Source organism: Streptomyces sp. S07_1.15 (assembly GCF_020739505.1).
GTDB classification, from domain to species: Bacteria; Actinomycetota; Actinomycetes; order Streptomycetales; family Streptomycetaceae; genus Streptomyces; species Streptomyces xinghaiensis.
In genome coordinates this window covers 3,922,049-3,937,956 of the sequence record NZ_JAJBZK010000001.1, presented here as the reverse complement: position 1 = coordinate 3,937,956, position 15,908 = coordinate 3,922,049, and the positions used below count along the sequence as shown (strand labels likewise).

14 protein-coding genes are annotated in these 15,908 nt (G+C 73.7%); 12 read left to right on the top strand and 2 right to left on the bottom strand.

What is annotated here, in order from left to right:
- Window positions 1–386: 386 nt before the first annotated feature.
- The 12 genes from LIX60_RS16975 (at window position 387) to LIX60_RS16920 (ending at window position 14,555) form a co-directional block, all read left to right on the top strand.
- On the top strand, window positions 387–1,487 hold the full coding sequence (locus LIX60_RS16975; RefSeq protein WP_227959159.1) for a polyprenyl synthetase family protein: 1,101 nt from the start codon (window positions 387–389) through the stop codon (window positions 1,485–1,487).
- A complete protein-coding gene (locus tag LIX60_RS16970; protein ID WP_227959158.1) occupies window positions 1,484–2,563 on the top strand; it encodes a polyprenyl synthetase family protein in 1,080 nt (359 codons plus the stop codon). The genes LIX60_RS16975 and LIX60_RS16970 overlap by 4 nt, the downstream gene beginning before the upstream one ends.
- 227 nt (window positions 2,564–2,790) lie before the next feature.
- On the top strand, window positions 2,791–3,819 hold the full coding sequence (locus LIX60_RS16965; RefSeq protein ID WP_227959157.1) for a terpene synthase family protein: 1,029 nt from the start codon (window positions 2,791–2,793) through the stop codon (window positions 3,817–3,819).
- Window positions 3,816–5,270, top strand: a complete 1,455-nt coding sequence (locus LIX60_RS16960; protein ID WP_227959156.1) for an NAD(P)/FAD-dependent oxidoreductase — start codon at window positions 3,816–3,818, stop codon at window positions 5,268–5,270. Before LIX60_RS16965 ends, LIX60_RS16960 begins: the two co-directional genes overlap by 4 nt.
- Window positions 5,267–6,637, top strand: a complete 1,371-nt coding sequence (locus tag LIX60_RS16955) for an NAD(P)/FAD-dependent oxidoreductase (RefSeq protein WP_227959155.1) — start codon at window positions 5,267–5,269, stop codon at window positions 6,635–6,637. The genes LIX60_RS16960 and LIX60_RS16955 overlap by 4 nt, the downstream gene beginning before the upstream one ends.
- 166 nt (window positions 6,638–6,803) lie before the next feature.
- Window positions 6,804–7,838 (top strand): mevalonate kinase, encoded by a 1,035-nt coding sequence (gene mvk, locus LIX60_RS16950; protein WP_227959154.1) that lies wholly within the window; start codon window positions 6,804–6,806, stop codon window positions 7,836–7,838.
- Window positions 7,825–8,826, top strand: coding sequence for a diphosphomevalonate decarboxylase (gene mvaD, locus LIX60_RS16945; RefSeq protein ID WP_227959153.1), 1,002 nt, complete (start codon window positions 7,825–7,827; stop codon window positions 8,824–8,826). The genes mvk and mvaD overlap by 14 nt, the downstream gene beginning before the upstream one ends.
- Entirely contained in the window at window positions 8,826–10,010 is a 1,185-nt protein-coding gene (locus LIX60_RS16940; protein ID WP_227959152.1) for a phosphomevalonate kinase, read from the top strand. Before mvaD ends, LIX60_RS16940 begins: the two co-directional genes overlap by 1 nt.
- Entirely contained in the window at window positions 10,010–11,089 is a 1,080-nt protein-coding gene (gene fni / locus LIX60_RS16935; protein ID WP_227959151.1) for a type 2 isopentenyl-diphosphate Delta-isomerase, read from the top strand. Before LIX60_RS16940 ends, fni begins: the two co-directional genes overlap by 1 nt.
- Window positions 11,086–12,162 carry a hydroxymethylglutaryl-CoA reductase gene (locus LIX60_RS16930; protein ID WP_227959150.1) on the top strand — a complete coding sequence of 359 codons (1,077 nt, stop codon included), beginning with the start codon at window positions 11,086–11,088 and terminating at the stop codon, window positions 12,160–12,162. The genes fni and LIX60_RS16930 overlap by 4 nt, the downstream gene beginning before the upstream one ends.
- Window positions 12,152–13,327 carry a hydroxymethylglutaryl-CoA synthase gene (locus LIX60_RS16925; RefSeq protein WP_227959149.1) on the top strand — a complete coding sequence of 392 codons (1,176 nt, stop codon included), beginning with the start codon at window positions 12,152–12,154 and terminating at the stop codon, window positions 13,325–13,327. The genes LIX60_RS16930 and LIX60_RS16925 overlap by 11 nt, the downstream gene beginning before the upstream one ends.
- Window positions 13,328–13,496: 169 nt before the next feature.
- Window positions 13,497–14,555, top strand: coding sequence for a 3-oxoacyl-ACP synthase III family protein (locus tag LIX60_RS16920; RefSeq protein ID WP_227959148.1), 1,059 nt, complete (start codon window positions 13,497–13,499; stop codon window positions 14,553–14,555).
- A gap of 131 nt (window positions 14,556–14,686) precedes the next feature.
- Here LIX60_RS16920 and LIX60_RS16915 read toward each other — a convergent pair whose 3' ends face one another.
- On the bottom strand, window positions 14,687–15,433 hold the full coding sequence (locus LIX60_RS16915) for a hypothetical protein (RefSeq protein WP_227959147.1): 747 nt from the start codon (window positions 15,431–15,433) through the stop codon (window positions 14,687–14,689).
- Entirely contained in the window at window positions 15,430–15,882 is a 453-nt protein-coding gene (locus LIX60_RS16910) for a hypothetical protein (protein ID WP_227959146.1), read from the bottom strand. The genes LIX60_RS16915 and LIX60_RS16910 overlap by 4 nt, the downstream gene beginning before the upstream one ends.
- Window positions 15,883–15,908 lie beyond the last annotated feature (26 nt).

Genomic DNA, 15,908 nt, shown 5'->3' with positions numbered 1-15,908 from the left:
ACCGCGCCCCGCAATCACACATTCACGCTTTCACAAGAAGGCGACTCGTCGGACATCGCCACCGGCAATAGCCCCTTGGCCCGCCGACACGGCGGGTGTTTGACTGACGGTGTCAGCGAGTCGGCGAGTTGACCTTCCCGGCACACCGGCGACACCCGGGCGCACACGGGCGCACCGAAGACGAGTCCGGTTTTCCGAATCGCCACATATTCCATAAGAAGAATTCACTAAGGCAAAGGACTGCCCGCACCTGTCCGCAGTGCCCCCGGGAAGCACCGGGGGCGGAGAGCGCACGACGCCGGGTGCGGCGTGTTCGGCGCACCCGCCGCACGCGGGCGCCGCACCCGTTCAGGAACCGACGACCGTGGGAGTGGGAGAGAGCACCCATGAGCGATGGAACGGTCCTCAGCGACACGGCTGCGGACGTCGTCAAGGAGATACTGGCCGAGTGCCGGGCGGCCACTCTTCCCGCACTGCGTGAGGCGGTCGGGGAACTCCACCCCCGGCTGGCCCGCATCAGCGCCTACCACCTGGGCTGGTGCGAACCCGACGGCAGGCCCACCGGCGTCCACGCGGGCAAGATGCTGCGCGCCGCCCTGGCCGTGCTCGCGGCCCGGGCGTTCGGCGCGAGCACGAGGACCGCGGTGCCCGGTGCGGTCGCCACGGAGCTCGTGCACAACTTCTCCCTGCTGCACGACGACCTGATGGACGCCGACGAACTGCGGCGGGGCCGGCCGACGGCCTGGGTGGTCTTCGGGGCCGGCCCGGCCGTCCTCGCGGGTGACGCGCTGCTGAGCAAGGCACTGCGCATGACCGCCGAGATGAAGGGCACACCGGAGCAGCCGGCCGGCAGGACCCTGACGGAAGCGGTGAGCACGATCATCCGGGGCCAGGCGGCCGACCTGGGGCTGGACGGCTTTCCGGTGGACCGGGTCGGCGTGGACGACTATCTGGCGGCCTGCGCCAAGACCAGCGGGCTGCTCGGCGGCTGCGTCGCGGTGGGTGCCTCCCTGGCGAACGCCCCCGCGGCCGGGGTGCGCACGCTCCAGGCGGCGGCCTGGGACCTGGGCGTGGCCTGGCAGGTGGCCGACGACGTCGAGAGCATCTGGGGCGATCCCGCCGCCAGCGGCAAACCCGCCTTCGGCGACCTGCGGCGCGACAAGCGGACGTACCCGGTGATCGCCGCGTTGCGCTCCGGTACCGCGGCGGGTTCCCGGCTGGCCGGGCGACTGAGCTCCCCAGGGGCCCGCGGCGAGGACGAGCTGGCTGAACTCGCCCGCCTCGTCGAGGAGGCGGGCGGGCGCGCGGAGGCCGAGCGGACCGCACGGGAGCACCTCGACCGCGCCGTGCACTTGCTCGGGAAGACGGGGGGCGACCCGGTGGCCCTGGACGGCCTCGCCGCGCTGTTCCGTCATGTACTGGACCGGCACGGCAAGCGGACCGCGGCGGCCGCGGCCACCCCCGCCATGAGGGGAGCGGCACGGTGACGACAGCAGGCGGAACCAGGACGCGGAACGCGACGGAAGCGGGCACGGCGGCGGAACCCCCCGGCGACGCCGGGCCCGAGACCTGGCTGCGCCACGCCAGGGAGGTGACCGACCCGGTGCTGCGCGAAGCGGTCCGCACCCTCCACCCCCGGGCCCGGACCGTCGCCGGTTACCACTTGGGCTGGTGGGACGCGCAGGGCCGGCCCGTCCCGGCCGGCTGGGGCAAGGCCGTACGCCCCGCGCTCGTCCTGCTCGCCGCACGGGCCGCCGGAGCCCGCCCCGGCACGGCCGGCAGCTCCGCCGCGGCGGTCCAGCTCGCCCACGACTCCTCCCTGCTGCACGACGACATCATCGACCGGGACGCCACACGACGGCACCGGCCCGCCGCGTGGCGGGTCTTCGGCCTCGCCGGTGCGCTCCTGGCGGGCGATGCCATGCTCGCCCTGGCGGTCTCCCTCGTCCGGGAAGACGGTCGCGGCACGCCGGCCGGCACGGCGCTCAACGAGGCCGTGCAGCAGTTCATCGGCGGGCAGTTCGAGGACATCGGTTTCGAGCAGCGCGCCGATGTCTCCCTTACCGAGTGCACCACCATGGCCTCACGCAAGACCGGCGCCCTCATGGGGGCCGCCTGCCGGCTCGGTGCCCTGGCCGGCGGCGCGGACGAGACCCGGGCCGCGGGGCTGGACGCCTTCGGCCGGTCCCTGGGCCTGGCCTTCCAGCACGTGGACGACCTGCTCGGCATCTGGGGGGATCCCGGGGCGACCGGCAAGCCGGCCGGCGCCGACCTCCACGCCCGCAAGAAGAGCCTGCCCGTGGTGGCCGCCCTGAGTTCCGGCACTCCGGAGGCGGCGGAACTGACCGCGCTCTACGCCCGCGACCCCTCCCTGGACGACGCGGAGACCCTCCGGCGCGCCGCCGCACTGGCCGAGCGCGCGGGCGGGCGGCGGCGGTCCGCCGATCTCGCCCGCCGGCACTTGTCCGAAGCACTGGACCACCTGGACGGGACCGGCCTGCCGAGACCGGGCACACGGCCGCTGCGCACGCTCGCCCAGTGGCTGGCCGGCCGCGACCACTGACGCCACCGGCCCCCGCCCCCGGCCCTCCCGGGCCGAGCGCTGCGAGGCCTCACCCCCGCGACCGGCGGGCGTCCCTCCCGCACATGCGCGGCGGTCCCCTTCCGGACCCGTCCACCCGTACCCGTACCCGTCCCCTCTTGTCCTCCCGTGTCTCCTCTGTTGTCCGCGCCCCTGTCCAGTCCCCGGCCGGCGCTCGCTTCACCGGCGGGAGCGAAAGGAGAACCACCGTGCACAGCCCCGTCTCCGATCCGGTCCTCGAGACCGTTCTGCCCCGATGGCCCTTCCCCGCCGCGCCCTCGCGGGACCCCGACGACATCGCGGCCGTCGAGAACGGCGGTGAGGAATGGGCCCGGCAGTGCGGTCTCATCGACTCCGGCGACGCCCGGCACCCGCTGCGCCGCCTGTGCGCTGGTGAACTGGTCAGCCACGGCTATCCGCACGCGGACACCGGCATGCGCGTGCTGATCACCCAGTGGACGATGTGGTACTTCCACCTCGACGACCACTTCGAGGACGGCCCCGCCGGCACCAGCGCCCTTGCCGCCGAGGAGGCGGCCGAGCCACTGCGCCGCATGGTGGACGCGGCCCGGCGCCGCGAGCCGCTGCCCGCAGCCGAGGACTCCCTGCAGCGCGCCCTGTCCGATCTGCTGAGCCGGACCGCGCAGTTCATGGCACCGGTGCAGTTCCGCGAGTTCCTCGCCCACCTGGACGACTACTTCACCTCCCTGGTGATCGAGTCGGATTACCGGGCGCGCGGCAACCTGCCGGGTGTCGACGCCTACATCGCGCTGCGCCGGGACACCGGTCCGGTGCTCCCGCTGCTGGACTTCGTCGAGCAGGCGGAGTCGGTACGGCTCCCGGCGCGCTTCTACGGCACCCCCGAGTACACCGAGATGATCGGCTGCGCGGCCGACATCGCCTCCTGGATCAACGACCTGTGCTCGGTGTCGAAGGAGCTGGACCGGCCGGACGCCTACAACCTGGTGGTCCTGCTGCACCGCCTGGAGCACAAGTCGCTGCAGGACGCCGCGGCCGAGACGCTGGAGCGGATCGAACAGCGGGTGCGGTCGCTGAAGGCGGCACTGGACCGGGTCAGCGGCCCCTCCGGCCCGTACAACGACAGCGAGACCGCGGCCATCCGGATTTGGGCCGACGGCCTGCTGTCCTTCCAGAACCACGTCGAGTGGTATCTGCGGCACGGCCGGTACGACCGGGACGAACCGCACCCGGAACCGCACCCGGAGGTGCCCGCGTGAGCGGCCCGGTTCCCGCCCCGCGGCCGGCCGCCGGGCCGGACGGACGGCCCCACGTCATCGTGGTCGGCGCGGGCATCGCGGGCCTCACCAGCGCCTTCCTCCTGCAGCGCCGCGGCTGCCGGGTCACCGTGCTCGACAGCGCGGGGCCGGAGAACGTGGGCGGCCGGATGGGGTCGGTGCGGCACGGTGGCTTCTTCGTCGACACCGGCGCCTCGCTGCTGTCCCGGCGCTACCACGCGATGCTGAGGCTGGCGGAGACGGCGGGGGTCGGCGACCGGATCCTGCCGTCCTCCGACACGGTCGGGCTCATGCGCGACCGCCGGGTGCACCACGTACGGGTGGGCTCCCTGCCGCGCATGGCGGCCGGACTGCTGCGGTTCGCGCCGTTCCCGTCCGACCTGCCCAAGCTGATGCTCGACCACCTCCGCGTACGGCGGACGCTGGACTGGTACGACATGTCGGCGGCGGCCCGCCACGACGGGGAGTCGGTAGCGGGATACGCGGTCCGCCGCGGGCTGCGGCCGGGCACCGTCGACCACCTGCTGGATCCGCTGTGCATGCTCGCCTCCCTGCAGGACGTCGAGCGCACCTCGTCGGTCGCACCGTTCATGCTGCTCAACTCCCTGCTGGGCGGCGGCGGGCTGTTCACCTTCCGCGACGGCGTCGGAATGCTGCCGCGGGCCCTCGCTGCGCAGCTGTCCGTGACCCATCACGCGCGGGTGTGCCAGGTCGAGGAGGACCGGGCCGGGGTCTCGGTCACCTGGCGGGCCGGCGACGGCACGGGCGAGCGGACCGAACGGGCCGACGCCTGCGTGCTGGCGGTGCCCGCCGTGCAGGCACCGGACCTCTACGGCCAGATGGAGAAGCCGTTCGCCGAGTTCTTCCGCCGCGTGGAGTACACCGGCAGCGTCCACGTGGCCTTCGGCCTGGACCGGCCCACGGCCGAGCGGGCCGTGATGGTCAACGTCCCGCGGGCGGAGCACCCCGCGCTGGTGGGCGTCATCCTGCCGCACAACACCGCTCCGGGCCGGGTCCCCGCAGGGCGGGGGCTGGTCATGGCGCACTTCCGCGGCTCGTGGTCGGACCGGCACCGCGACCTGCCCGAGGAGCGGCTCGTCGACGAGGCCCGTGAAGCGCTGCGGGCGCTGGGGCTGGTACCCGAGGTCGAGAGCCACACCACGATGACCCATGTCCTGCGCCCCGGGCAGTGCGTGGTCTTCCGGCGCCCGGGTGACTACCGCGAGCTGGCCCGGCTCAGCACGGCGTGGCCGGGCTCCTCCCGGGTCCGGCTCGCCGGAGGCGACTTCTTCACCCAGTCCAGTACCCACCACAGCATCTGCTCGGCCGTTCAGGCGGCCCGTCAGCTCTCGGGCCTGCTGCTGCCGGCACGCCCGCCGGACCGGCCGGGCGAACTCATCCCCGCCTCCGCTCGGACGAAAGGACAGCCGTGAACGCCACGGGCACCAAGGAACCGATCATCGTCATCGGCGCCGGCATCGCCGGCATGACCGCCGCCTTCCGCCTTCAGCAGGACGGGCATCCGGTCCGGGTCCTGGAGGCCGAGGACCGGGCCGGCGGCCGGATGCGCACGGTGGAGCGCCGGGGCTACCACATGGACCTGGCCGCGATCCTGCTGATCGAGAACTACACGCAGATGCGGGCCCTGGTCCGCGACCTCGGCATCGAGGGAACCACGCAGCGCACCAACAACGTCGTCGGCATCCGCCGCGGCGGACGCATCCATCGCATGCGGGCGAACCGGCCCACCGACCTCAAGCGCTCGGGCCTGCTGCCCTGGTCCTCGCTGCCGGCCATGCTGCGGCTGCAGGCGGACCTGGGCAAGTACGGGAGCCGGCTGCGCTGGGACAGCGACATGGGGGAGGCGGCGGCGCTCGACACCGAGACCGCCGCGGCCTACGCGGACCGCCGCCTCGACGCGGAGTTCCGCGACTGGGTCGTGGACCCGATGAGCGCGATGTTCTTCAACTCGCCGCCCGATCTGTCGGTGGTCAACTTCCTGTTCTCGATGCCGGCCGTCAACGCCGAGTGGTTCAACTTCCACGACCGGGTGGACACCCTCACCACGGCGCTCGCCGCCCGGCTGCCGGTGGAGACCCGCGCCGAGGTCACGCAGGTGGAGGAGACTCCGGACGGGGTCCGGGTGCACTGGCGGCGGGAGGGCGAACCCGAGCACACGGAGGAGGCCGCCGCCGCGGTGGTCGCCCTGCCCGGTCCGGTCGCCGCCCGCCTGTGCCCCGGCCTGGCGCCCGCGACGCTGGACTATCTGGCGAACGTGCCCTACGTGCCGGACATCCACGTGTACTTCGGCGTGGACCGCCGACCGGACGAGACGGCCACCTGCGTGCTGTTCCCGCAGCGGGAACACCCCGACCTGGGCGTGGTGACCTTCAACCACAACTTCGCCCCCGGCCGCGCCCCTCAGGGCCATGCCCTGCTGACCAGCTACTACCGCTACCCGTGGGCGATGCGGCACTGGGAGGCGGACGACGAGAAGGTCGTGGAGCTGACCCACGAGGTGCACCGGCAGGCGTGGCCGGAGCTGGCCCGGCACATCGAGGCCCACCAGGACATGGCGTACGTCCAGCGGTGGAAGAACGCGGTCATCCTGCGCAAGCCCGGTGACTACGCGCGGCTGCGCGACTTCAACCGCGGTCTGGACCCCCGCTGCCGCATCCAGCTCGCCGGGGACTACCTGGCCTTCAGCGCCACCAACTCCAGCCTCGTCACGGGCGAACGCGCGGCCGAGCGGGTGCGCGACGTCGTCACCACCGGCGCGGTCTCCGCGGGCCGCGGCTAGCGCCGCGACCGGAGGCTCGCACCGGCTCGCGGCGCCCGGCACGGCGGCGGGTTCCGGCCGCCGCGCCCGCCCGGTCCCCGCCCGGCGGGGCGCCGGCGGGGGGAGCGGGGCCGGCCTCGACGGGTCCCCACACCATCCGCCCCCGACACGAAGGGAAACCCGGATCATGTCCACGCAATCCGCGTCCGCGTCCGCGTCCGCGACCGAGGCGCGGCGCGTCGCGACGGGCGGGGCGCACGCCAAGGCCATCCTGCTCGGCGAGCACGCGGTGGTCTACGGCGCCCCGGCGCTGGCCCTCCCGCTGCCGGCCCTGAACTGCCGCGCCACCATAAGCCGTTCGGAGCGAGCCCGGCCGGGGCCGCTCCGCCTGCGCCGCACCGTTTCCGCCCCCGCCCCCGTCCCCGCCCCACGGGGACTCGACGAGGAGACGGAGGAGGACGCCCCCGAGGAGTTCCGGCTGCTCCTGGACGCCTTCGCGCGGCGGGCCGGCCTCCGCGGAACCCCGTCCCTGGAGGTGCTGCTCGACAGCGGCATCCCGGCGGCCCGCGGTCTGGGCTCCAGCGCGGCGAACGCCCGCGCGCTCGTCCACGCCCTGGACTCCCTCTTCGCGACCGGCCTGGGCGAACGGGACGTCTTCGAGCTGGTGCAGGTGTCCGAACGGTCGGCGCACGGTCTGGCCAGCGGCATCGACGCACTGACCACCGGGAGCACGGGACCGGTGCTGCTGGCGGAGGGCCGCCGCGGCAAGCCGCCGGTGGGCACCGCATTCCAGGTCGTGGTGGCGGACAGCGGCAGCGGCTGCGGCACCAGGAAGGCCGTCACCATGCTGCGGGGCGCCTTCGCACGGGACCCGGGCAGCCGTGCGCGGTTCGTGGACCGTTCGGCCGCACTGACCCGGGCCGCGCTCGGCGACCTGGCGGACGGACGGCTCGCCGCGCTGGGCCGCCGGCTCACCGCCGCCCACGAACTCCTCGCCGGACTCGGCCTGACGACGGAGCGCACCGACACACTGGCCGGCGCCGCGCTCGGCGCGGGAGCACTGGGCGCCAAGATGAGCGGCGGCGGACTCGGCGGCTGCGTCCTCGCCCTGACCGCGACCCCGGAGGAGGCCGAGGCCGTGGCCGGGGCGCTCAGCCGCGGGCACGGCGCACGCACCTGGACCGCGCCGGTGGCGAAGGGGGCCGGCCATGACGGTTTCTGAGCCGGCGGTGGCGGTCGCGCACCCGAACATCGCGCTGGTCAAGTACTGGGGCAAACGCGACGAGGACCTGGCGCTGCCCTTCGCGGACAGCCTGTCGATGACCCTCGATGTGTTCCCCACCACGACGGCCGTCCGGCTCGATCCGGCCGCCGGGGCGGACCACGTCGTCATGGACGGCGCCGCCGCCCGCGGCGAGGTGCTCCACCGGACCGTCCGCTTCCTGGATCTGGTGCGCGAGCGGGCCGGGCGCGGGGAGCGGGCCGTGGTGGACACCCGCAACACCGTGCCCGTGGGGGCCGGACTCGCCTCGTCCGCCAGTGGTTTCGCCGCGCTGGCCCTGGCCGCGGCCCACGCCTACGGCCTGCCCGGCGACTCCCGGGCGCTGTCCCGGCTGGCCCGCCGGGGGTCCGGTTCGGCCGCACGGTCGGTCTTCGGCGGCTTCGTGGTCTGGCACGCCGGCATCCCGGACGCCCCCGACCCCGACCGGGGCTCCTACGCGGAGCCGGTCACGGACGCCCGTCTGGACGCCGCGCTGGTCGCCGTCGTCCTGGAGCCGGGCCCCAAGCCCGTATCCAGCCGGGAGGCCATGCGGCACACCGTCGCCACCTCCGCGCCGTACCGGGACTGGCTGGACGACTGCCGTGCCGCCCTGGTCCGGATGCGCGAGGCACTGCGCAGGGGCGACATGACGACCGTGGGCGAGATCGCCGAGCACAACGCCCTCGGCATGCACGCCGCGATGGAAGCGGCACAGCCCGCCGTCCGCTACCGCACGGCCGCCTCGGACGCGGTGCTCGCCCACGTCCGCGCCCTACGCGAGGAAGGCGTGGGCGCCTGGGCGACGATGGACGCCGGGCCCAACGTCAAGGTGTTGTGCGCCGGCGCCGACGCGGAGCGGATCGCCGACCGGATGCGCGCCGTGACCGGCGCCCCGGTGGTCGTGGCCCGCAGCGGTCCCGGTGCCCGGCTGCGGGCGGAGGACGGGTGATGGCGGGCCGGGCCGTCACCCGCCGGGCACCGGGCAAGCTCCTGGTGGCCGGGGAGTACGCCGTCCTGGAACCGGCGCAGCCGGCCGTGGTGGTGGCGGTGGACCGGTACGTCACCGTCACCGCCCGCCCCGCCGAGGACGCCGGGGTCGTCGTCGACTCCGACCTGCTGGACCACGAGGTGCGGTTGTGCCGCGGCGACGAAGGACTGCGGGCCGTGTCCCCCCGGGACCCCGGCCTCGTCCGCGGTGTGCTGGCGCACCTGGTCTCGGTCGTGGAGACCGTCGAAGGACTGCGGACGGAGCAACGGCTCGGGCTCGCCCCGCTGCGGCTCACGGTGCGCAGCGACCTGCACCACGACGGCGTCAAGATCGGGCTGGGGTCGAGCGCGGCAGTGACCGTCGCGGCCACACGGGCCGTGGCGGACCACTACGGCATGCGGCTGTCCCCGCAGGAGCTCTTCCGGCTCGCCCTGCTGGCCGCCATCCGGGTCGACGCGGGCCCCTCCGGCGCCGATCTCGCGGCCGCGGTCTGGCACGGCTGGGTCGCCTACCGGGCACCCGACCGGCAGATCCTGCGGGACAGCCTGCACCGGCACGGGGTCGCGCGGACGCTGCGCGCCCCCTGGCCGGGCTTCGCCGTCCAGGAGCTGCCGCCACCGCCCGGCCTCGTCCTGCACATCGGCTGGAGCGGCAGCCCGGCGTCCACCTCGGACCTGGTCGCCGGCCTCGCCGCGAAGCGGTGGTGGCACGGCGCCGCCCGGAGCGGCTTCCTCACCGACAGCGAGCACTGCGTGACGGCCGTGGCGGGTGCTCTCCGGCGAGGTGAGCCGGAGGCCCTGCTCGACGCGGTGCGGACCGCCCGCCACCTCCTCGCCCGGCTGGACGCCGAAGCCGCCCTCGGCATCTTCACCCCGTCGCTGCGGCGGCTGTGCGAGGTGGCCGAGTCCTGTGGCGGCGCCGCCAAACCCTCCGGCGCGGGCGGTGGCGACTGCGGCATCGCCCTGCTCCCGTCCCACCGCTCCCCCGATCTCCTGCGGCAGCGCTGGAGCGCGGCCGGCATCACGCCGCTGCCGCTCGACGTGACCACCGGCACCACGCCGGACTCCGGACCGTACGACGCCGGTCCCGGCACCCGGCCGGGCTCCGTCCCCCCTTCTCCGCGAGCTCTGCGAGGACACACCTGATGACCGCACACCGGAAGGACGAGCACGTACAGCTCGCCCACGCCCAGTACGCACCGGGGAACCGCGCGGCACCCCCCGGCGCACCGCAGCCGGCGAGCCAGTTCGACGAGGTGCACTTCGTGCACCACGCCCTCGCCGGCACCGACCGGGAGAAGGTCTCCCTGGAGACCCGGTTCGCCGGACTGCACTGGCCGGTCCCGCTCTACATCAACGCCATGACCGGCGGCAGTGCGAAGACCGGGGAGATCAACCGCGATCTGGCCATCGCCGCCCGGGAGACCGGGCTCCCCATCGCCACCGGCTCCATGAGCCCCTACCTCAAGGACCCCGGCACCGCACCCACCTTCACGCCCGTCCGCCGCGAACACCCCGACGGCTTCGTCCTGGCCAACCTCAACGCCACCGCCACCCCCGAGCAGGCCCGGCGCGCCGTCGGCCTGTTGCGGGCCGACGCCCTGCAGATCCATCTCAACACCGTGCAGGAAACCGTCATGCCGGAAGGCGACCGCTCCTTCGGCCACTGGGCCTCCGGCATCGAGCGGATCGCCGCCGCCGTCGAGGTGCCGGTGATCGTCAAGGAAGTCGGCTTCGGGCTGAGCGGCCGGACGGTCCGGGAACTGGCCTCGCTGGGTGTCCGGATCGCCGATGTGGCCGGCAGCGGAGGCACCGACTTCGCCCGCATCGAGAACGGCCGCCGCTCCCGGCCCGACTACGCCTACCTGGAGGGCTGGGGCCTGAGCACTCCGGCCGCGCTGCTCGACGCCCGCGGCTGCGGCCTGCCCCTGCTCGCCTCCGGTGGCGTACGCCACCCCCTGGACGTGGCCCGTGCCCTCGCTCTGGGGGCCGGGGCCGTCGGCGCCTCCGGCCCCTACCTGACCACGCTGCTCGACGGCGGCGTGGACGCCCTGGTGCGGCACATCACCACCTGGCTGGACCAGCTCACCGCCCTGATGACCCTGCTCGGCGCACACAGCCCGGCGGAACTCGCCGACTGCGACGTCCTGCTGTCCGGCTCACTGCGCGAATTCTGTCTGGACTGCGGCCTGACGACGGCCGCGGCGAAAGGAGTCACGGTATGACCGTCACGGCCGAGCCACGGACCGACCTCACGACAGCGGGCGTTCCCCTGCGCTGGGTGGGACCGCTGCGCGTCTCGGGCAATGTCGCCACCACCGAGACCGAAGTCCCGCTGGCCACCTTCGAATCCCCGCTGTGGCCCTCCGTCGGCCGCGGTGCGAAGATCTCCCGGCTGGTCGACGGAGGCATCCGCACCACCCTGGTCGACGAGCGCATGACCCGTTCCGTCCTGGTCGAGGCGGACGACGCCGCCCACGCCTGCACCGCTGCCCGCGCCGTCCACGACCAGCTGCCGCAGCTGCGGGAGATCACCCGCCGCAGCAGCCGCTACGCCCAGCTGCTGGACCTGCGCCACGAGATCACCGGCCCGCTGCTCTTCCTCCGGTTCGAGTTCGCCACCGGCGACGCGTCCGGCCACAACATGGCAACCCTCGCCGCCGACGCCCTCCTGGCCCATCTGCTGGCCACCGTCCCCGGCATCCGCTACGGCTCCATATCCGCCAACTACTGCACCGACAAGAAGGCCACCGCCGTCAACGGCATCCTGGGCCGGGGCAAGAACGTCGTCGCCGAGATCCTCGTCCCCCGGCGCATCGTGGCCGAGCGCCTGCGCACCACCGCGGCCCGCTTCACCACGCTCAACACCAACAAGAACCTCGTCGGCACGCTCCTGGCCGGCGGCATCCGCTCGGCCAACGCCCACTACGCGAACATGCTCCTCGCCTTCTATCTGGCCACCGGCCAGGACGCGGCGAACATCGTGGAGGGCTCACAGGGCGTCACCTACGTCCAGGACCGCGACGGCGACCTGTACTTCTCCTGCACCCTGCCCAACCTCGTCCTCGGCACCGTGGGCAACGGCAAGGGGATCGGCTTCGTCGAGGCCAACCTCGCCCGTCTGGGCTGCCGCGAGGACCGTCCCGCCGGGGAGAACGCCCGCCGCCTCGCCGTCCTGGCCGCCGCCACCGTGCTGTGCGGCGAGCTCTCCCTCCTCGCTGCGCAGACCAACCCCGGCGAACTGATGGAAGCCCATACCCGTTTCGAGCGCGCCAACGGAGACACGCATGCCCAGTGACCTCGCCATCGGCATCCACGATCTGTCCTTCCGCACCACCGGCCTCGTCCTCAGCCACACCGAGCTCGCCCGCTGCAACGGCACCGATATCGCCAAGTACCACCAGGGCATCGGGCAGCGCGCGATGAGCCTGCCCACCGCCGACGAGGACATCGTCACCATGGCCGCGGCCGCCGCCGCCCCCCTGGTCGAGCGGCACGGCACCGACCGCATCCGCACCGTCGTCCTCGCCACCGAGAGCTCCGTCGACCAGTCCAAGGCAGCGGGGATCTACGTCCACTCCCTGCTCGGGATGGAGCCGCACGTCCGCGTGGTCGAGATGAAGCAGGCCTGCTACAGCGCCACCGCCGCCCTCCAGTTCGCGGCCGGGCTGGTGCACCGGGACCCGCAGGAGCAGGTCCTCGTCATCGCGAGCGACATCTCCCGCTACGACCTCGACAGCCCCGGCGAGGCCACCCAGGGGGCGGCGGCAGCGGCCATGCTGGTCTCGGCCGACCCGGCGCTGCTCGAACTCACCCGCCCCTCGGGCCTGTTCACCAGCGACGTGATGGACTTCTGGCGCCCCAACTACCGCACCACCGCCCTGGTCAACGGCAAGGAGTCGATCGCGGCCTACCTCGAGGCCGTCGAGGGCGCCTGGAAGGACTACCAGCGCCGTGGCGGCCTGCCGCTGGAGGAGTTCCGCGCCTTCTGCTACCACCAGCCCTACACCCGGATGGCCTTCAAGGCCCACCGCCAACTGCTGGAGACCTGCGGAGCGCAGGCGGACGAGGAGACGCTGGACCACGCCCTCGCCGCCACGACCGGCTACAACGAAACGGTGGGCAACAGCTACACCGCCTCGATGTATCTGGCCCTCGCCGCGCTCCTCGACGACGCGGACGATCTGACCGAGCAGACCGTGGGCCTGTTCAGCTACGGCTCGGGCAGCGTCGCCGAGTTCTTCGCCGGCCGGGTCCGCGCCGGCTACAAGGCGCTCCTGCGGGGCGAGGCCCACCGGGAAGCGATCGGCTCACGACGGGCCGTCGACTACGGCACCTACCGGGAACTGCGGGAGCAGACCCTGCCCACCGACGGCAGCTGGTACGAACTCCCGCACGAGACGCGGGGCCCGTACCGACTGGCGGCCCTGCGCGACCACCAGCGCGTCTACGAGGCCGCCTGACCGGCCCCGGCCGCCCTTCTCCCCTCTCCCCTCTCCCCCGGAGGGCCCGGGCTCCCGGGGCCTTCTCCGTACGGGAAGCCGGCCGCGGGGCCGGGGCAGCGCGACAGTGCGTTCCGTCCCGGTCCCGCCCCGTCCCGCCCCGTCCCGCCCCGACACGAAACGAGGGATCATGACCAGTCGTGCAGCCGCGTCCTCCGCCGAGGGCGCCGTCGGAGTACTCGGCACCGGTTCCTGCCTGCCCGGCAACGTCGTCACCAACGAGGAGGTGGGAGCACCGGCCGGGGTCACGGACGAGTGGATCGTCCGGCGGACCGGCATCCGGGAACGCCGCTGGGCCAAGCCCGACGAGGTGACCTCCGGCCTCGCCGCCACGGCCGCCCGCACCGCGCTGGCCGACGCCCGCGTCCGCGCCGAGGACATCTCACTGATCATCGTGGCTACCTCCACCCCGGATTCCCCGCAACCCCCCACCGCCACCGCCGTCGCTCTCGAACTGGGCGTCCCGGCGGGCACGCCCTCCTTCGACATGAACGCGGTCTGCAGCGGTTTCGTCTTCGCCCTGGCCACCGCGGAGCGGATGCTGCACGGCACCGCGGGACATGCCCTCGTCATCGGAGCGGACGTCTACTCCCGCACCCTGAAGCCCACCGACCGCCGCACCGTGGTGCTCTTCGGTGACGGCGCGGGCGCGGTCGTCCTCGGCCCCGCCCGGGGCCGGGGCGTGTTCGCCACCCGGCTGGCGACCTTCCCCGACAAACGGGACCTGATCCGGGTCCCGGCCGGCGGCTCCCGCATCCCCGCCTCACCGGAGTCCCTCGCGGAGGGGCTGCACTACTTCACGATGGACGGCCGGGCCGTACGCGCCTTCGTCGACAGCCGGGTCGGGCCGATGATCCGCGACTTCCTGGACGAACACCGCCTCCGTCCGTCCGGCGGCGGGCCGCGCACCCACCTCGTCCCGCACCAGGCCAACGGCCGCATGATCGGCACACTCGCGGCAGACCTCGGATTCCCGGCCGCGCGTACCCATACGACGGTACGGGAGTACGGGAACACCGGAGCGGCCTCGGTACCCCTCACCCTCGACCACGCCACCGGCGGCCTCGCACCCGGCGACCTCGTACTCCTCGCCGGCTTCGGCGGGGGCATGGCCGCCGGCCTCGCCCTCCTCGAGTGGGAACCCCCCGCCCCGGACCCCGGGCTCGACACACCGCGACCGGTCGGGTGACTGCTCGCGACAGCCGGCCCCGGCCCTGGACGAAGCCTCACCGGCCGCCGTCGGTACGCAGCCGCTGGTCAAGGGCCGGGCCGCCCGCCTGAGCCGGACCGGGTGGTCCGGTGTGTGGCGGTGCGCCCCGCTCAGTGCCGGGCAGCGCGGCCGCGCCGTGAGGGTTGTGTCAGGTCAACGAGGACTCCGGCGCCCAGACCAGGGGTCTCGTCCCAGGTGCGGATCTTGGTCGCGACCTGTGTCAGACGCGGGTCGCCGGGACGCACGGTGAGGTAGAACAGGCCCTCGTACGGGCGGCGGTCGTCGCCACCCCACCGGACGACGCCTCCGGTGTCGGCCATGATGTCCCGGATGATCAGATGCTGCCCCCCGGTGAAGCCGCCCCGCACGCCGGGCGGGTAGGAGTCCGGCCGGATCACCACGGCTGTGCCCGAGGCCTGGTTCGACTCCGGGAGGCCGGCGTCGCGCACCTTCGACGGTGCCACCCACCCCTCGACCGGCCTGGGCTCTTCCCGCAGGCCGAGGGTGTCGATCTCGTAGTGGAAGCGGCGGATCACATGCACGAGGACCGTTTCCACGTCGCCCTGGCGAACCGAGACCTTCAGCCCGGTACCGGGCACGGGACGCGTGACGATGTCTCCGCCCGCGTCGACGGCCTTCTGCATCTCCCACCGGTTGGCGGACGGCCGCCCCGTGAGGAGGCGACGGCGTCGGGCTTCGAGACGGCGCAGTGCCTGCTTCAACTCATCGTTCGTGAAGGGCTGAGGTGCCGCGACGGCCGGTACGGCGAGGAGGCCCGCGGACGTGAGGCCTGCGGCGGCGGTGACACCGGCCGTGGTCGTGAGGAGGTGTCTGCGAGTCGGACCCGTGTGCCTCAAGAGGTCATCCTTTCCTTGTTGCCGCTGCTCCGGCGCTGTCTGCGGTACAGCAGAGCCGCGGTGATCACGGATGCCAGAGCGAGCGTCAGGAGGGCCGCGATGGAGGGGTTGATGTAGCCGGGGATCACGACGGGGTAGCTGCGGCCGTCCGGCAGATGGCACGCGAGCCGCAGGGGGACGAAGTCGGCGGTGATTCCGTCGATGTCCGCCGGACCGCCGGGGTGCGCCCTCGCGCACTCCACGTACCGTTCCTGTCGTCCGAGGACGAGCAGGTGAAGACATCCCCACAGGTAGAGGGCGAGCGACACGGCGACCGCCGCCAGGGATGCGTCCCGGCACAGCGCAGCGGGGGTATAGCGCTTCCTGACCTCTTGTGTGAGCCGTGAGCACAGGTACACGGTCAAGCTCAGCAAGGTCACCGCGTCGAGAAATATGAGGGTGAGGAGCACCGCGGGATTGTGCTCCTGCCATGGCC